Origin of the sequence: Bacillus sp. 179-C3.3 HS (assembly GCF_047229225.1) — a bacterium.
Taxonomy (GTDB): Bacteria; Bacillota; Bacilli; order Bacillales; family Bacillaceae; genus Bacillus.
The window spans coordinates 62,492-77,885 of record NZ_JBFEFT010000011.1 but is presented as its reverse complement, the minus strand read 5'-3'; the positions used below and the strand labels follow the sequence as shown (position 1 = coordinate 77,885).

The window sequence follows — 15,394 nt, the reverse complement described above, 5'->3', positions numbered from 1 at the left end:
AGTCCTACTAGGTTGTTTACTTATTTATCTAATTTAAGTTAAAAAAAGTTCATAATACCCAAAATTTATGAAGGTATTAGAAAAACACCTGACAAGTTGATGTCAGGTGTTTCATTTGTTCTACTATATTTTAAATTGTTTAATGATCTCTCTTAATTCTTCTGCCATTTGAGATAAAGTGGCGGAGGAGGAGCTGATTTCTTCCATTGATGCGAGTTGTTCCTCTGCTGAAGCCGCAATATCTTGGAAGCCTGCAGAGTTAGCACGTGATAGTTCTTCGATTTGATGTACAGCTTGTGACATATCCTTCGAGCCATCAGTAAGCTTCAATGCAGATTCATTGATTTGTTTCATTTCTTCTGTCATTTCAGATGTTTTATGGGTGATTTTCTCAAAACTCACTTTTGTTTCATCTGTAATTTGTAAACCAGATTGAACTTCGCCTGCTACTTGTCTAAACATTTTCTGTGATTTTTCAATTTCCTCCACAATCTCGTTCGTCAGGCTTTCAATTTCTTTTGAAGAACTGCCTGATTGCTCGGCCAGCTTGCGAACTTCTTCTGCGACAACTGAGAATCCTCTTCCAGCTTCACCTGCTCTTGCTGCTTCAATCGCTGCATTTAAGGCAAGCAGATTTGTCTGATCTGCGATGCCATTGATGACACCAAGAATGCTAGTTATGTCCTTTGATTTCTTTTCCAAGCCGGCAATGACAAGCTCGGCTTCTTTGACAGCTTGTTCAATAGTTTGCATTTGACCTGCTGTTTTTTGTACGAGTTCTCCACCACCCTCGGCGGTTTTGCTCGATTCAACGGATGACTCCGTCATATGAGTGATTGTTTCGACCATACGTGATAAACTGCGGTCCATTTCGTTCAGCTGTACAGAACTCTTTTCGATCATATCATTCTGATGTTCAGCACTGTTTGAGAACTGTTCTATAGATGATGTAATGTGCTCTGTCGCTTGCGTAGTCTGTCCCGCACTTGCCGTCAATTCTTCGGATGAAGCCGCCACATTTTCAACGGATTGCTGGACAGCTTGAATGACTTGTTTCAGCTTTGCTGACATATTGTTAAAGCTTTGTGCCAGTTTGCCTACTTCATCATTAGAACGTACTTCAATTTGCTGCGTGAGATCTCCCTGTGAAATTCTTTCAGCTGATTCAGATAGCGCTATCATTGGTTTTCGAATGGATGAAATGATGAAATAGATAGCGATTCCGCCAATCACAATGGATGCCGCAAGAATGATCAAAGTTAAATGAAGCACCGGTTGTGCTGCTTCTTTTACTTCATTCTCATACATTGTCCCACCTAGCTTCCAGCCAGTGCTCTCATTGGTAGCAAAGAACATGAACTTTGGCTGACCATTGTATTCATACTCATAACTGCCTTCCTTTTTGCTAAACATCTGTGAGACAAAATCGCCTGTCATTTTTTCCCCAGTCTTTTCTGTTTGATGGGCAATATACCGTTGATCTGATGTGGTCACAAAGGCATAGCCTTCCTTCCCAATTTTAATACTAAATGTATCCTTGATCACTTCATTGAGACGCATATTGATACCGATGGCACCAGAACCATCTGCCAATTGTTCTGATATTGTGATGAACAGGTCATCAGATGACTTGTCAACAAAAGGATCTGAGATGATCACGTCTTGCTCTTTCATCGATTGTTGAAACCATTCTTCATTTTTTGCACTTTTTGCGCTGCCTTTATGGACCTCGGAGTATTCAGTGAGCTTACCATTTTCATCTGCGACAAACGCCTCAACCACATCTTCATCTGTCTTTACCATTTGCTCTAATTGCACTAGAAGTATTTCTTTGTTCTTTGCTTTTAGTTCATCTTTCTTTAAAGATTGTGATAAATATGTAATGATATCAATTTTGGGCTGAACCTCTTTATTAATAGATTCATTTAATTGCTGAACGCCATTTGCAGCACTAGACATAATTTCATCATGTAGAGAGTCAGACGCCACTTGATAAGAGAACGCTGCCAATACAAGAATGGGAACAAGAAGGATGAATAAAAAAGCGGTAATTAATTTCTTTATCATCGTAAATTGCTTAAATAAATTGATTTTCTTCATTTCTTTACTCCTTTTGATTTGTTATTAAACTAACTACTATAGTTATAGGCAAAAAGAATTATTTTTACAAGTTTTATATCTAATAAAACACAAAAATAGTCATAATTACCTACTATATTGGTATAAACAAGAAAGAGCCTCCGCCTCGAGGCTCTTCTTTTTTTCTATTCGATTTTAAATTTGCTAATTAAGTCACGTAATTCTTCTGCCATGGAAGAAAGTGTAGCAGAGGAAGAACTAATTTCTTCCATTGATGCTAATTGTTCTTCTGCTGAAGCCGCGATATCTTGAATATTTGCTGAGCTTTCACGTGATACCTCTGAGATTTCACGTACAGCTTCTGAAACGTGTGCAGAGCCTTCTGAAAGCTGAACAACAGTCTGATTCATTGATTGTAGCTGATCTGAAATTTCTTTTGTCATTTCAAAAATATCATGGAAACTTACTTTCGTTTGTTCAGTAAAGCTTAATCCTGATTGAACTTCATGGTTTACCGCAGAAAATACTTCTTGTGATACATCAATGTCTTGGACGATTTCTTTAATCAAGTTCTCAATCTCTTTTGCAGAGTCTGAAGATTGAACTGCGAGCTTTCTGACTTCCTCCGCTACGACTGAGAAGCCTCGACCCGATTCACCAGCTCTTGCTGCTTCAATTGCCGCATTGAGCGCAAGTAAATTCGTTTGGTCAGCAATACCATTGATCACACCAAGTATTTGTGTGATGTCTTTTGATTTACTTTCTAGTGCGTTGATGACGTTTTCTGCTTTTTTCACGGATTGGTCAATGACATTCATTTGTGAAGCGGTTTTTTCCACAAGTTGTCCGCCATCTCCTGCGATATCTGTTGATTTAATGGATGAAGTGGTAATAGATTGTGCAGCCTCGTTCATTTCTTGTAGGCTTCGATTCATCTCCTCTAACTCGCCGGAGCTTGTTTCCACTTTTTCATTTTGGCTTTCATTTCCTCTAGAGAATTGTTCAATCGATAATGTAATATGTTCTGTTGCTTTACTTGTTTGTTCTGCACTTGCGGTCAGTTCTTCTGATGAAGAAGCCACATTTTCTACTGAGGATTGGACAGCACCGATGAGAGATCTTAATGAGTCAATCATCGTATTAAAGCCTTTGGCGACTTGTCCAATTTCGTCATTTGATTGAACTGGAAGCTTATCTCGTAAATCACCACTGCTTACTTTTTTCGAATAATTGGCAAGGTTAGTTAATCTGCTGGATATGGAGCGAACGATGAAGAATACTAGAGTTCCTGCTACGATGAGTGTCGAAATGAATACGATAATGGCTGTATTGAACACGGGCTTTGCTGCATCTTCGACTTCTGATACGAGCATCGTCCCACCAATTTTCCAGCCTGTTAATTCGTTGGTCACATAAGCAACCTTTTTATCAATTCCTTTAAAGGTGTAATCACCTTGTCCTTCTTTCTTTTGATACAGAATATCAGCAATGCTTTTATCTACTTTACTGCCTGATTTTTGAGTTGGGTCTGCAATCACAGTTTGATCCTGTTCTACGATGAAGGCATAGCCTTTTTGCCCAATTTTGATGTCTTTTAGCTTTTCAATCAGGCTGTCAATTTGCATATCAATCCCGATGACACCTGAACCATCTTTCATTTTTTCTGCGATGGTGATGACCATTTTGCCACCTGATGCAGCAGGATATGGCTTTGTGATGATTTGCTCACCGTTTTCTGCTTTCATTGCATCTTGATACCACGGTCGTTCCCTTGGATCATACCCATCAGGCATCTTTTCTACAGGATATTGCATGAACAATCCTTTTTCAGATCCTGCATAGAAGGCAGAGACTTCTTGATCATTAATTGTTCCATATTGTTGCAGTTGTTTAATGGTTGCATCTCTATTTTTTTCTTGAATATTAGAAGATTGTAGAGTGTCTGCGAAAAAACGAACAGCCTCTGCTTTATTGCCAATATTGTCATTAATTAACGCATCAAACGTATTGACCTGACTCATGGCACTGCCCATAATTTGATTTTCTAGTTCATTCTTCGATGTGATAAATGAACTAATGGAGAGGACCAGTGTTGGCAATATCAGGACCAACAAAAAGGTGCTGATTAACTTTTTTGAAATAGATGGCTTTTTGAACCACTGAATGATCTTTCTCATTTTTACTTTCCTCCTTTGCTTATCTGAGATTAATATCGGATAAAAGTCATTATTTTAGAGACTCGAAATGAATGTTTGAAAAAATAAAAAAGTATCCTGACAAATCTGGATACTTTTTCATAAAAATTGATTAAAGTTTAAATCGACTTGTTAAATCTTTTAGTTCTTCTGCCATATTTGCAAGCGTCACAGAGGATGACGAAATTTCTTCCATTGATGCAAGCTGTTCTTCAGCTGATGCCGCAATATCCTGTATGTTCGCTGCACTCTCTCTTGACACTTCACGCATTTCCTGCATGGCTTGTGAAACGAGCTGAGATCCGCTTGATAGCTCGCCAGCTGTATCGTTTAATTGGGTCAGTTTTTTCGCCATACCTTCCGCTGCCTCAAATATGTTTCGGAAGCTTTCTTTTGCCTCTTCCGTCATGTCGAGTCCTGCGTGTACTTCTCGATTCACGGCTTTAAACATATCTTGAGACTTGGAAATTTCGTATACGATTTCTTGAATCAAGTTTTCAATTTCTTTCGCCGAATCCGCTGATTGTACAGCCAGTTTTCTCACTTCCTCTGCCACGACAGAGAAGCCTCGACCCGATTCACCAGCTCTTGCTGCTTCAATTGCCGCATTGAGCGCGAGTAAATTCGTTTGATCGGCAATGCCATTAATGACACTTAAAATACTCGTAATATCTTTTGACTTGTCTTCTAATTCTTTCAAGACTTGTTCAGCTTGTTGAACAGTCGTATCAATGTGCTTCATTTGATTCGCTGTGTTCTCAACGATTCGACCACCTTGACCTGCCGCTTCAGTCGATTGTTGTGATACTTTTGCGACTTCAGATGAAGTATGTGACATTCCTTGTATTCCTTCATTCATCGACACAAGCTGATTGGTGCTTGCTTCAACTTTCTCGTTCTGCGCTTCGTTTCCATTTGAAAATTGTTCAATGGATAAGGTAATGTGTTCTGTTGCTTTACTTGTTTGTTCTGCACTTGCAGTCAGTTCTTCTGATGATGACGCCACATTTTCCACTGAGGATTGGACAGCACCGATGAGTGATCTTAGTGAGTCAACCATCGTATTAAAGCCATTGGAAACTTGTCCAATTTCATCATTTGAATTGACTGTTAGCTTATCGCGTAAATCACCACTACTTACTTTTTCCGAGAATTTAGCAAGGGTCGTTAATCGAACAGATATGGAGCGTACGATGAAGAAGATGATGGTTCCTGCTACGATGAGTGTCGCGATGAATACGATAATCGCTGTATTAAACACAGGCTTCGCCGCATCGTCGACTTCTGATACGAGCATTGCTCCACCTATTTTCCATCCTGTCAAATCATTGGTGACATACCCCACCTTTTTATCGATTCCTTCAAAGGTATAATCACCTTGACCTTCTTTCTTTTGATACAGAATATCGGCAAGGCTTTTATCTACTTTACTTCCAGTTTTTTGAGATGGATCCGCTAGAACGGTTTGATCCTCTTCCATGATGAAAGCATAACCATCTTGCCCAATTTTAATGTCTTTTAATTTTTCTAGAATACTAGAGATTTCCATATCTAGCCCGATGACACCTGAGCCATCTTTCATTTTTTGCGTGATGGTGATGACCATTTTACCTGTTGATGAAGATTGATATGGCTTTGTGATCACTTGCTCACCGTTGGCACTCATCGCTTCTTGATACCAAGGACGCTCTCTTGGATCGTACCCATCAGGCATCTTTTCAACAGGATGTTGCATGAACAATCCTTTTTCAGAACCTGCATAGAACCCAGCAACTTCACTTTCATTAATTGTTCCATATTGTGCAAATTCTTCGATGGTCACCTTTCTATTTTTTTCTATAATATCGGATGCTTTTAATTTCTCAGCAAAAACGCTGACAGCCTTCGATTTGTTTCCAATATTATCATTAATTAACGCATCAAACGTATTAAGCTGACTCATGGTACTACCCATAATCTGCTTTTCTAATTCATTTTTTGATGTGAAAAATGAACTAATTGAAAGGACCACAGTTGGCAAAATGAGGACCAGTAAAAAAGTAATAATTAGTTTTTTTGATATAGATGGTTTTTTGAACCATTGAATAAACATTGTCATATTTCTCCTCCTTTACTAAAATTATTATCGGCTGGAAGTCATATTTTTAGAGTCCCGAAATGTAATATAATTAAAAAAAGCATCCAAAGTAGGTCTTTGGATACTTTTAGATTATTCAGATTAAATTTTAAATTGACTGGTTAAATCTTTTAGTTCTTCCGCCATATTTGATAGCGTGACAGAAGATGAGGCAATTTCTTCCATTGATGCGAGTTGTTCTTCCGCTGATGCCGCAATGTCTTGGATGTTCGCAGCACTGTCTCTCGATACATGACGCATGTCAAGCATGGCTTGAGAAATAAGCTGAGAACCACTGGATAAATTGGTCGCCGTAGCGTTTAATTCAGTGAGTTTTTTCGCCATCCCTTCCGTTGCCTCATAGATGTTTTGGAAGCTTTCTTTTGCTTCTTCTGTCATGCCGAGTCCTGCGTTTACTTCTCGGTTGACCGCTTTAAACATTTCTTGAGATTTCCCAATTTCTAACACAATTTCTTGAATGAGATCTTCAATTTCTTTTGCGGAATCAGACGATTGTACAGCCAGTTTTCTGACTTCCTCTGCCACGACGGAGAAGCCTCGGCCCGATTCACCTGCTCTGGCTGCTTCAATGGCCGCATTGAGCGCAAGTAAATTCGTTTGATCGGCAATTCCATTGATGACGCCGAGTATTTGTGTGATGTCTTTTGATTTACTTTCTAACGAATTGATGACGTTTTCTGCTTTTTTCACGGATTGGTCAATGACGTTCATTTGTGAAGCAGTTTTTTCCACCAGTTGACCGCCATCTCCAGCGATATCTGTTGATTTGATGGATGAATTGGTGATGGACTGTGCAGTCTCATTCATTTCCTGTAGGCTTCGATTCATCTCTTCTAACTCGCCGGTGCTCGCTTCCACTTGATCATTTTGACTTTCATTTCCTCTAGAGAATTGTTCAATAGATAATGTAATGTGCTCGGTTGCTTTACTTGTTTGTTCTGCGCTTGCTGTCAATTCCTCTGATGAAGATGCCACATTTTCTACTGAAGATTGAACAGCTCCGATGAGTGATCGTAATGAGTCAATCATCGTATTAAAGCCTGTTGCCACTTGTCCAATTTCGTCATTTGATTTGATTGTTAGCTGATCGCGCAAATCACCTTTGCTTACTTTTTCAGAGAATTTGGCAAGGTTCTTTAGTCGACCAGATATCGAGCGAACGATGAAGAAGATGAGGATTCCCGCTACAATGAGTGTCACACTGAACACGATAATGGCGGTATTGAATACAGGCTTCGCCGCATCTTCGACTTCTGATACGAGCATTGTTCCGCCTATTTTCCATCCCGTCAAATCATTGGTGACATAGGCAACCTTTTTATCGATTCCTTTAAAGGTGTACTCACCTTGTCCTTCTTTCTTTTGATACAAAATATCGCCGAGGCTTTTATCGACCTTGCTTCCTGTTTTTTGAGATGGGTCAGCTAAAACCGTTTGATCCTGTTCCATGATGAAGGCATAGCCTTTTTGCCCAATTTTGATGTCTTTTAGTTTTTCTAGCAGGCTAGTGATTTCCATATCAAGCCCGATGACACCTGAACCATCTTTCATTTTTTCCGCGATGGTGATGACCATTTTACCAGTTGATGCGGCTACATATGGTTTTGTGATCACTTGTTTGCCATTTTCCGCATTCATCGCTTCTTGATACCACGGACGTTTCCTTGGATCATAATCATCAGGCATTTTTTGTACAGGGTAACGCATAAATAATCCTTTTTCAGATCCTGCATAGAAAGCAGCGACCTCATTTTTATTAATTGTTCCATATTGTTGCAATTGTTGAATCGTATTATTTCTATTTTTTTCTTCTATATTAGATGCTTTTAGAGTATCTGCGAAAAGACGAACAGCCTCCGCCTTGTTCCCAATATTCTCATTGATTAACGTATCAAACGTATTGACCTGACTCATGGCACTGCCCATAATCTGCTTATCTAGTTCGTTCTTTGATGTGATAAATGAACTAATTGTGAGAACCAACGTTGGCAAGATGAGGACCAACAAAAAAGTCATAATTAGTTTTTTTGAAATGGATGGTTTTTTGAACCATTGGATGATCGTTGTCATGTCCACTTTCCCCCTTTTCTATCTATCATGATTATCGGGTAAAAGTCATATTTTTGGAGATGATAAAGTGAATTTCGGTAAATAAAAAAGTATCCACCAAATATGGATACTTTTTTTATAGAGTTTGATTAAATTTTAAATCGGCTTGTTAAGTCTTTTAGTTCTTCCGCCATGTTTGAAAGGGTCACAGAGGATGATGTGATTTCTTCCATGGATGCAAGCTGTTCTTCTGCCGATGCCGCAATATCTTGTATGTTCGCAGCACTCTCTCTCGACACTTCACGCATTTCTTGCATGGCTTGTGAAACTAGCTGAGAGCCACTAGATAAATCGGTTGCTGTATCATTTAGTTGGGTCAGTTTTTCCGCCATACCTTCCGCTGCCTCATATATGTTCTGGAAGCTTTCTTTTGCTTCTTCTGTCATGCCGAGTCCTGCGTTTACCTCTCGATTGACAGCTTTGAACATATCTTGAGATTTGGAGATTTCTAACACAATTTCTTGAATCAGCTTTTCAATTTCTTTCGCGGAATCCGCAGATTGTACAGCCAGTTTTCTGACTTCCTCTGCCACGACTGAGAAGCCTCGACCCGATTCACCAGCTCTTGCTGCTTCAATAGCCGCATTGAGCGCGAGTAAATTCGTTTGATCGGCAATTCCGTTAATGACATTTAAAATACTCGTAATGTCCTTAGACTTGTATTCTAATTCTTTCATAACTTGTTCAGCTTCTTGAACAGATGTATCAATATGCTTCATTTGATTCGCTGTACTTTCAACGATTCGACCACCTTGACCTGCCGCTTCAGTCGATTGTTGTGATACTTTTGCGACTTCAGATGAAGTGTGTGACATTCCTTGTAATCCTTCATTCATCGCCACAAGTTGATTCGTACTTGATTCGACTTTCTCATTTTGGGCTTCATTGCCGTTTGAGAATTGTTCAATCGACATGGTGATATGCTCTGTTGCTTGACTCGTTTGACTTGCACTTGCTGTCAGTTCCTCAGAAGCAGACGCCACATTTTCAACAGATTGCTGAACAGCCTGAATGACTTCACGAAGTGATTCACTCATCATGCTAAAGCTTCTTGTGAGATCACCTATTTCATCTTTTGAGTTGCTTTCAAGGGTTTCTGTTAAATCCCCTTCACTCACTTTGTTTGAGAAATCAACAAGCTTTCTTAATCCAATCGTGATCGTTCGAACAATGAAGAAGATTGCAATACCGCCGAGAATAAACGAAGTAATTAAAAGAATAATGGCAGAATTCCAAACTGGCTGTGCTGCTTCTTCTGTCTCTGCTACAAACATTGTTCCAGCAATTTTCCAACCTGTTAAATCATTCGTGACATAAACGAGTCGTTTTTGGTCTCCTTTATTCTCATAATTCGCTTTTCCTTCTTCCCCACTATAGAGGATAGATGAAATATTTTGTGTGACCTGTGTACCTGATTTTTCTTCAGGGTGTGCAACATACTGTTTATTTTTATTTGAAATAAATGGGTAGCCTTCTCGGCCAATTTTTATTTCTTTGATCTTATCGACGATATCTTGGACATCGATATCAATTCCGATCGCACCAGATCCATCCTTTAATCGCTGTGCAATCGTGACAACCATGCCATTTGTCGTTGCTGAAATATAAGGGTTTGTGATCACCGGCTCCCCTTTTGGATCATCCATGGCTGCTTTATACCAGTCGCGTGTCGTTGGGTCATATCCTTTTGGCATTTCTACGTCAGGGAACTGGATGAATTCACCCTTCTTACTACCTGCATAGAACCCTACAACATCCTCTTCATTGATTTTGCTATATATCTCAAAATGCTCATAAAGTTCACGCTGATTTTTTTTCTTGAAATTGGCTGCATTAGATGTTTCCGTAAATAGCCTCACTGCATTTTCTTTGTTCAACAGTTTTTGCTCAATCATGTCATTCAGCTCATTCACTCTTGTCTCGGCGCCATACATGATTTCTTCATCTAATTCTTGCTTGGCAATCTGATATGAAATCGCACTTAGAGTAATGATTGGCACAACAAGAACGAGTATGAATGAAATAATTAATCTTTTAGAAATTGATGGTTTCTTCAACCATTTTATTACGCTTTTCATGTTTTTCCTCCTTTTAGACGTTATCTTATATATCGGACAAAATTGTATTTTTTTCATATTTTTCAATTAAAAAGGATGACTTTTTGTTCATTTTCACAAATGGGTTCCTTCCCCAAGCCTCATGCATACGCTAATAAAAAAGGAGGCGCTTTTGATATGATTATTCTTTCAGGACGGCCAGTGACTAATCATGAACTGGCTGCGCTTCAGTTAGAGGGACAAAAACGGATCATTTTGATGCAGCTACAAGCCTCAAATGATTCATTCCGCTATAGGCATATATCTGACTTGTTGTTTGAAGTGACTTTACGATCCAACATCATGAATGCCGCTAGAGATTTGAATAAAAGTGGGGTCTCTTTTGCCATCTTTCAGCGATCTCGTGCAAATGAGACATTTTGGCGCGTTTCAGAGGCGGGTGCTCTCGAATTACGCTATGGGGTAGAGCCATCCAGAGGGATCAAAGATATTTTTGAAAATGGCGCTCAGTATGCTTTCGAGTGTGCAACGGCTATCGTGATCGTCTTTTATATGGGGGTTCTACAAACGATTGGGGATGAAAAATTTAACCGAAGATTGCGTACGCTCACGCTCTATGATTGGCATTATGATACATTGTCAATCTATACAGAAAGAGGGAATGATTTTATTTATGGGGATTGTCTCTATTTTGAGAATCCTGAGTTTAGCTATCAACAGTCTCAATGGCGTGGGGAAAATGTCATTTACTTAGGAGAAGATCAATATTACGGACATGGACTTGGGATTTTAACAGCTGCAGAGATCATCGATAAATTAAATAGCAGAAGGCGACCTGGTGCAATACAGTCAGCTTATTTACTTCCTCAGACGACCCGAATGGATGTCATTTACCTTAGACAAATGTTCGGCAGCTAAAAAAGGCCACTTGTCTATTGGTTATGACAAGTGGCCTTTGTATGCCTTGCGGTTCCGGTAATCTTGGATTGTTCCAAGCATTTTGTTCGCTAGGATCTCCATTTCTTCTAAATCTTGTCTTGTGACGGGCGGATCGTGTTGACTCCATTTCACATAACGGACAAAATAATAGTGCCGAATAGGAGTCAGAACGGCTGCAGTATGAGGAAATTTATCAAAAACGAATTCGATTTGACCTTTTTTTCGGTACGAATGTCTAATCATCTCCATTTGTGACACCACCAATCGTATTATGCTTCCGTTAACTCAAGCATGATGTCTTTGACAGTTAAAATAGAATGGATACGACCCACACCTTGCCCTGCCCAAAGCGACATCTGATGAGGATTCCCCTCTGCGGCTGCGACTTTTCTCATTGGTGTTGTCCATATATGCTGTATCGGATAAGGTAGGGTGTGATTTTCATGTAGCCTTTCTTCCTCCATCCACTGATTCATCAACCCTCTTGCCTTTTTTCCAGAAAAAAGCTTGGTGATCACTGTGTCACTGCCTTCTCCTTGTAAAATGGCATCTTTATACACATCGGGGGCAGCGCTCTCTTTACTTGCTAAAAAACGTGTACCGATTTGAACGGCATCCGCTCCTAATGGAAGAACTGCTTGTACATCTCTTCGGTCTACTATGCCGCCAGCCATAATCAAAGGAAGCTGACAGCATGGCTTCACGTCAAATAGGAGACTGATCATTCCTTGCAGCGCATCACCCTTTGCCGGTAAAAAGGTGCCGCGGTGTCCCCCAGCTTCACTCCCTTGAAGCACAATTGCATCCATCCCCTCTTTTTCTAACAACAACGCTTCCTTTTTTGTTGTAGCCGTTCCGATTAAAAGGGAGTCATTTTGCTTCAAGCGACGAATCGTTTCTCCATCTGGACAGCCAAATGTAAATGAAACAATCGGTACTTGCTCTTCTAGAAGAATGTTTATTTTCTGTTCAAAGTCATCCCATAAGGTTTGTTCATCTGGCAGTCCGTCTGCTTCTGGCAAAACAGGTAGTCGATCCTTCCAGAATATGAGATCTTTTGCTTTGATCTTCGGAATTGGTTCTGGCACAAAGACATTGACCTGAAACGGACAACTAGTGAGCCGTTTCACCTGTCGAATCTGCTCCCTCATTTTCTCTGGCTGCACGTAACCACTTGCTAAGCTTCCTAATCCCCCAAATTGAGAAACAGCCGCCACAAGTTCTGGCGTCACTGCCCCACCTGCCATCGGTGCTTGTATGATCCCGTGTTTGATTCGTAATAATGATGTAAATGTCCCCATCCCTATTCCCCTCTCTCACTATTCATTTGATGACGACTGCATATAAAATTGGCGATGCCGTGGGCCATCAAATTCACAGAAATAAATTCCCTGCCACGTCCCAAGAACGAGCTCCCCGTTATTGACTATCACATGCTGCGATGCCCCCATATAACTCGCTTTCATGTGAGCCGCTGTATTTCCCTCCATATGGCGATCCTTTGTATGGTCCCAAGGAAATACTTCATTTAGCCGGCGTAGCATGTCTCGTTTCACATCTGGATCCGCATTTTCATTGATGGTGATCCCGGCTGTTGTATGAGGACAGTAAATGATCACTGTCCCATTCTTGACGCCTGTTTCAATCACATATTGACGGACTTCCTCTGTCACGTCGATCATTTGATCACGACTGTCTGTTTGCAAATGAATTTTTTTCATGAAAGCTGCTCCTTTTCGTTGCGTGTATAAAAATCATACCCTTTTTGCACAATCTGAACCGTTCTCTTCACATCTAAAGTTTACCAAGCAAAAAACCTCGTCAACAAGTGCGAGGTTTTAAGAAAAATGAATTTTTTTCACTTCGATGGTTCGTATATGATGGTCTTCTGCATCCAATATTTTAAATTCACAGCCTTCAGCTTCAATCGTATCTCCTACGGCGAAATCAATTTTATGTGTCATCATCCACCCAGCAATCGTATCAAGATCATCATTCTCAATCGCCAGATCCAATAATTCATTTACCTCATCAATTAGTGCCTTTCCATCCATGACATAGTGGTAGTCCCCTTTTTTCACGATATGAGGTGTTTCGTCTTGATCATATTCATCACGAATCTCACCGACGATTTCTTCTAATATGTCCTCTACAGTCACGAGTCCAGCTGTTCCACCATATTCATCCACAAGAACTGACATATGAATCCGTTCCTTCTGCATCAATATCAGTAATTCTTGAATAGGGGTACTTTCAATCACCCTGATCACTGGACGCATTAAATCTTCAATGGAGAGTTCTTGTTGTAAAAAGCTTGATTTAAACACATCTTTGCTGTGAACCACACCCACAACGTGATCTTTGTCATCTTTAATCACGGGATAGCGAGTATATCTTTCATTCAGCATATAATGTGTGACATCATCAAGCGACTGTTCAATGTCAATGGCTGAAATCTCTGTTCGAGGAATCATAATCTCTCTTGCCACCCTGTTGTCGAATTCAAATATTCTATTCACATATTTGTATTCAGACTGGTTGATTTCACCCTTCTCGTAGCTTTCAGACAGAATGAGTCGCAATTCTTCCTCATTGATCGCCACCTCATGCTCTTTCACAGTGTGGAACCCTAATAGTTTCACAATCGCACGTGCAGAACCATTTAACGTCTTGATAAAAGGATACATGATTTTGTAGAAAAAAATGAGTGGCTTTGCCACCACAAGGCTGACCGCCTCTGCTTTTTGAATGGCAATGGTTTTGGGTGCTAACTCCCCAATGACCACATGCAAAAAAGTAATGATCACAAATGCGATGATAAATGATAAGATATCTGTCAACGCTGAAGGAATCTGAAGCTTTTCGAAAATTGGGTGAAGGTAGTGTTCGACAGTCGGTTCTCCTAACCACCCCAAACCTAAAGCAGTGATGGTAATCCCTAATTGACATGCGGATAAATATTCATCGAGATTGGAAATGAGCTTCTGAACATGGATCGCTTTTTTGTCTCCGCTTTCAATCATTTGATTGATTTTGGAACCTCTAATTTTCACAATCGCAAATTCAGTGGCAACAAAGAATGCTGTCGCCGCAATGAGTAGAATGACTAAAAACACATTTAAAATATACAAAAAAAACCCCTTACCTATGATTGGTAAGGGTTCACCTCCTTTGGCGTCAATTAATCATTACGGCCACTAAGGAAGATCATTACAAAACGAAGCAATTCAAATAACGACACAAGGGCGGCTGCAACATACGTAAGCGCTGCTGCATTCAATACCTTGTTAACGCCTCTTTCCTCACTGCTTCTAATGATTCCTTCTGAAACAATAATTTCTTTTGCACGAGAACTTGCATTAAACTCAACAGGCAATGTCACAAGCTGAAAGAAGACAGCAGCTGAAAACAAAATAATGCCAATCCCGATTAAGTTAAGGCTGCCTAGCAATAATCCACCTAGGAAAAGCATTGGGGCAACACCAGATGCAAAGTTCACAACAGGGAAGATCTTATGTCTCAAGACAAGCGCACCATATGATTCCTGATGCTGCAAGGCATGTCCAACTTCGTGTGATGCGACTGAAATGGCCGAAATGGAATGGCCATGATAAACGGGTTCAGATAAACGAACCACACGTTGTGTCGGGTCGTAATGATCAGTCAAAGTCCCTCTTACCGGTTCAACAGGTACGTCATATAACCCGTTGCGATCTAAAATATATCGAGCGGTTTCAGCACCCGTTTTCATACTGGACGCTTCGACCTTAGAATACTTTTGAAAATTATTCTTCACCTTAAATTGTGCCCAAAATGATAATCCCAATGCGGCGAATGTTAAAAAATAAAAAAATAGCATGCATATCAGCTTCCTTTTA

The 15,394-nt window shown here is 40.0% G+C and carries 11 protein-coding genes and 5 pseudogenes; 1 reads left to right on the top strand and 15 read right to left on the bottom strand.

The genetic code is table 11. The annotated features are described in order from the left end of the window. Positions 1–123 precede the first annotated feature (123 nt). The 10 genes and pseudogenes from AB1K80_RS09110 to AB1K80_RS09065 form a co-directional block, all read right to left on the bottom strand. Positions 124–1,071 (bottom strand): methyl-accepting chemotaxis protein, encoded by a 948-nt coding sequence (locus tag AB1K80_RS09110; RefSeq protein ID WP_412856327.1) that lies wholly within the window; start codon positions 1,069–1,071, stop codon positions 124–126. Then, a pseudogene (locus AB1K80_RS09105) lies at positions 1,063–1,959 on the bottom strand (cache domain-containing protein); the annotation flags it as partial. The pseudogene AB1K80_RS09105 and the gene AB1K80_RS09110, both read right to left, overlap by 9 nt. 305 nt (positions 1,960–2,264) lie before the next feature. Beyond that, a complete protein-coding gene (locus AB1K80_RS09100; protein ID WP_412856326.1) occupies positions 2,265–3,215 on the bottom strand; it encodes a methyl-accepting chemotaxis protein in 951 nt (316 codons plus the stop codon). Beyond that, positions 3,210–4,256: pseudogene (locus tag AB1K80_RS09095) on the bottom strand (cache domain-containing protein); the annotation flags it as partial. The gene AB1K80_RS09100 and the pseudogene AB1K80_RS09095, both read right to left, overlap by 6 nt. A gap of 130 nt (positions 4,257–4,386) precedes the next feature. Next, positions 4,387–5,334, bottom strand: a complete 948-nt coding sequence (locus tag AB1K80_RS09090) for a methyl-accepting chemotaxis protein (protein WP_412856325.1) — start codon at positions 5,332–5,334, stop codon at positions 4,387–4,389. Continuing rightward, a pseudogene (locus tag AB1K80_RS09085) lies at positions 5,329–6,216 on the bottom strand (cache domain-containing protein); the annotation flags it as partial. The gene AB1K80_RS09090 and the pseudogene AB1K80_RS09085, both read right to left, overlap by 6 nt. Positions 6,217–6,492: 276 nt before the next feature. Next, positions 6,493–7,440 carry a methyl-accepting chemotaxis protein gene (locus AB1K80_RS09080; RefSeq protein ID WP_412856324.1) on the bottom strand — a complete coding sequence of 316 codons (948 nt, stop codon included), beginning with the start codon at positions 7,438–7,440 and terminating at the stop codon, positions 6,493–6,495. Next, positions 7,435–8,337, bottom strand: a pseudogene (locus AB1K80_RS09075) (cache domain-containing protein); the annotation flags it as partial. The gene AB1K80_RS09080 and the pseudogene AB1K80_RS09075, both read right to left, overlap by 6 nt. A 272-nt stretch (positions 8,338–8,609) precedes the next feature. After that, positions 8,610–9,434 carry a methyl-accepting chemotaxis protein gene (locus AB1K80_RS09070; RefSeq protein WP_412856323.1) on the bottom strand — a complete coding sequence of 275 codons (825 nt, stop codon included), beginning with the start codon at positions 9,432–9,434 and terminating at the stop codon, positions 8,610–8,612. Positions 9,435–9,548: 114 nt separating this feature from the next. Further along, positions 9,549–10,454 (bottom strand): annotated as a pseudogene (locus AB1K80_RS09065) (cache domain-containing protein); the annotation flags it as partial. 300 nt (positions 10,455–10,754) lie between these two features. Between AB1K80_RS09065 and AB1K80_RS09060 the strand changes: the two are divergent. Continuing rightward, entirely contained in the window at positions 10,755–11,495 is a 741-nt protein-coding gene (locus AB1K80_RS09060; protein ID WP_412856294.1) for a protein-glutamine gamma-glutamyltransferase, read from the top strand. 21 nt (positions 11,496–11,516) lie between these two features. Here AB1K80_RS09060 and AB1K80_RS09055 read toward each other — a convergent pair whose 3' ends face one another. The 5 genes from AB1K80_RS09055 to AB1K80_RS09035 form a co-directional block, all read right to left on the bottom strand. Further along, positions 11,517–11,765, bottom strand: coding sequence for a hypothetical protein (locus AB1K80_RS09055; RefSeq protein WP_412856293.1), 249 nt, complete (start codon positions 11,763–11,765; stop codon positions 11,517–11,519). A 20-nt stretch (positions 11,766–11,785) separates the two neighbouring features. After that, positions 11,786–12,817: an NAD(P)H-dependent flavin oxidoreductase gene (locus AB1K80_RS09050; RefSeq protein ID WP_412856292.1), complete on the bottom strand. Its 1,032-nt coding sequence runs from the start codon at positions 12,815–12,817 to the stop codon at positions 11,786–11,788. Between the two features lie 18 nt (positions 12,818–12,835). Then, positions 12,836–13,237, bottom strand: a complete 402-nt coding sequence (locus tag AB1K80_RS09045; RefSeq protein WP_412856291.1) for a secondary thiamine-phosphate synthase enzyme YjbQ — start codon at positions 13,235–13,237, stop codon at positions 12,836–12,838. Positions 13,238–13,354: 117 nt separating this feature from the next. After that, a complete protein-coding gene (locus tag AB1K80_RS09040) occupies positions 13,355–14,647 on the bottom strand; it encodes a hemolysin family protein (protein WP_412856290.1) in 1,293 nt (430 codons plus the stop codon). 50 nt (positions 14,648–14,697) lie between these two features. Further along, positions 14,698–15,375: a zinc metallopeptidase gene (locus tag AB1K80_RS09035; RefSeq protein ID WP_412856289.1), complete on the bottom strand. Its 678-nt coding sequence runs from the start codon at positions 15,373–15,375 to the stop codon at positions 14,698–14,700. Between the last annotated feature and the right edge of the window lie 19 nt (positions 15,376–15,394).

Excerpts from the sequence above, each read along its gene's own strand:
- AB1K80_RS09055 (WP_412856293.1), bottom strand. The coding sequence starts at position 11,765 with ATGGAGATGATTAGACATTCGTACCGAAAAAAAGGTCAAATCGAATTC.
- AB1K80_RS09060 (WP_412856294.1), top strand. The coding sequence starts at position 10,755 with ATGATTATTCTTTCAGGACGGCCAGTGACTAATCATGAACTGGCTGCG.
- AB1K80_RS09100 (WP_412856326.1), bottom strand. The coding sequence starts at position 3,215 with ATGATTGACTCATTAAGATCTCTCATCGGTGCTGTCCAATCCTCAGTA.
- AB1K80_RS09090 (WP_412856325.1), bottom strand. The coding sequence starts at position 5,334 with ATGGTTGACTCACTAAGATCACTCATCGGTGCTGTCCAATCCTCAGTG.
- AB1K80_RS09045 (WP_412856291.1), bottom strand. The coding sequence starts at position 13,237 with ATGAAAAAAATTCATTTGCAAACAGACAGTCGTGATCAAATGATCGAC.
- AB1K80_RS09035 (WP_412856289.1), bottom strand. The coding sequence starts at position 15,375 with ATGCTATTTTTTTATTTTTTAACATTCGCCGCATTGGGATTATCATTT.
- AB1K80_RS09070 (WP_412856323.1), bottom strand. The coding sequence starts at position 9,434 with ATGTCGATTGAACAATTCTCAAACGGCAATGAAGCCCAAAATGAGAAA.
- AB1K80_RS09110 (WP_412856327.1), bottom strand. The coding sequence starts at position 1,071 with ATGTCAGCAAAGCTGAAACAAGTCATTCAAGCTGTCCAGCAATCCGTT.
- AB1K80_RS09050 (WP_412856292.1), bottom strand. The coding sequence starts at position 12,817 with ATGGGGACATTTACATCATTATTACGAATCAAACACGGGATCATACAA.
- AB1K80_RS09080 (WP_412856324.1), bottom strand. The coding sequence starts at position 7,440 with ATGATTGACTCATTACGATCACTCATCGGAGCTGTTCAATCTTCAGTA.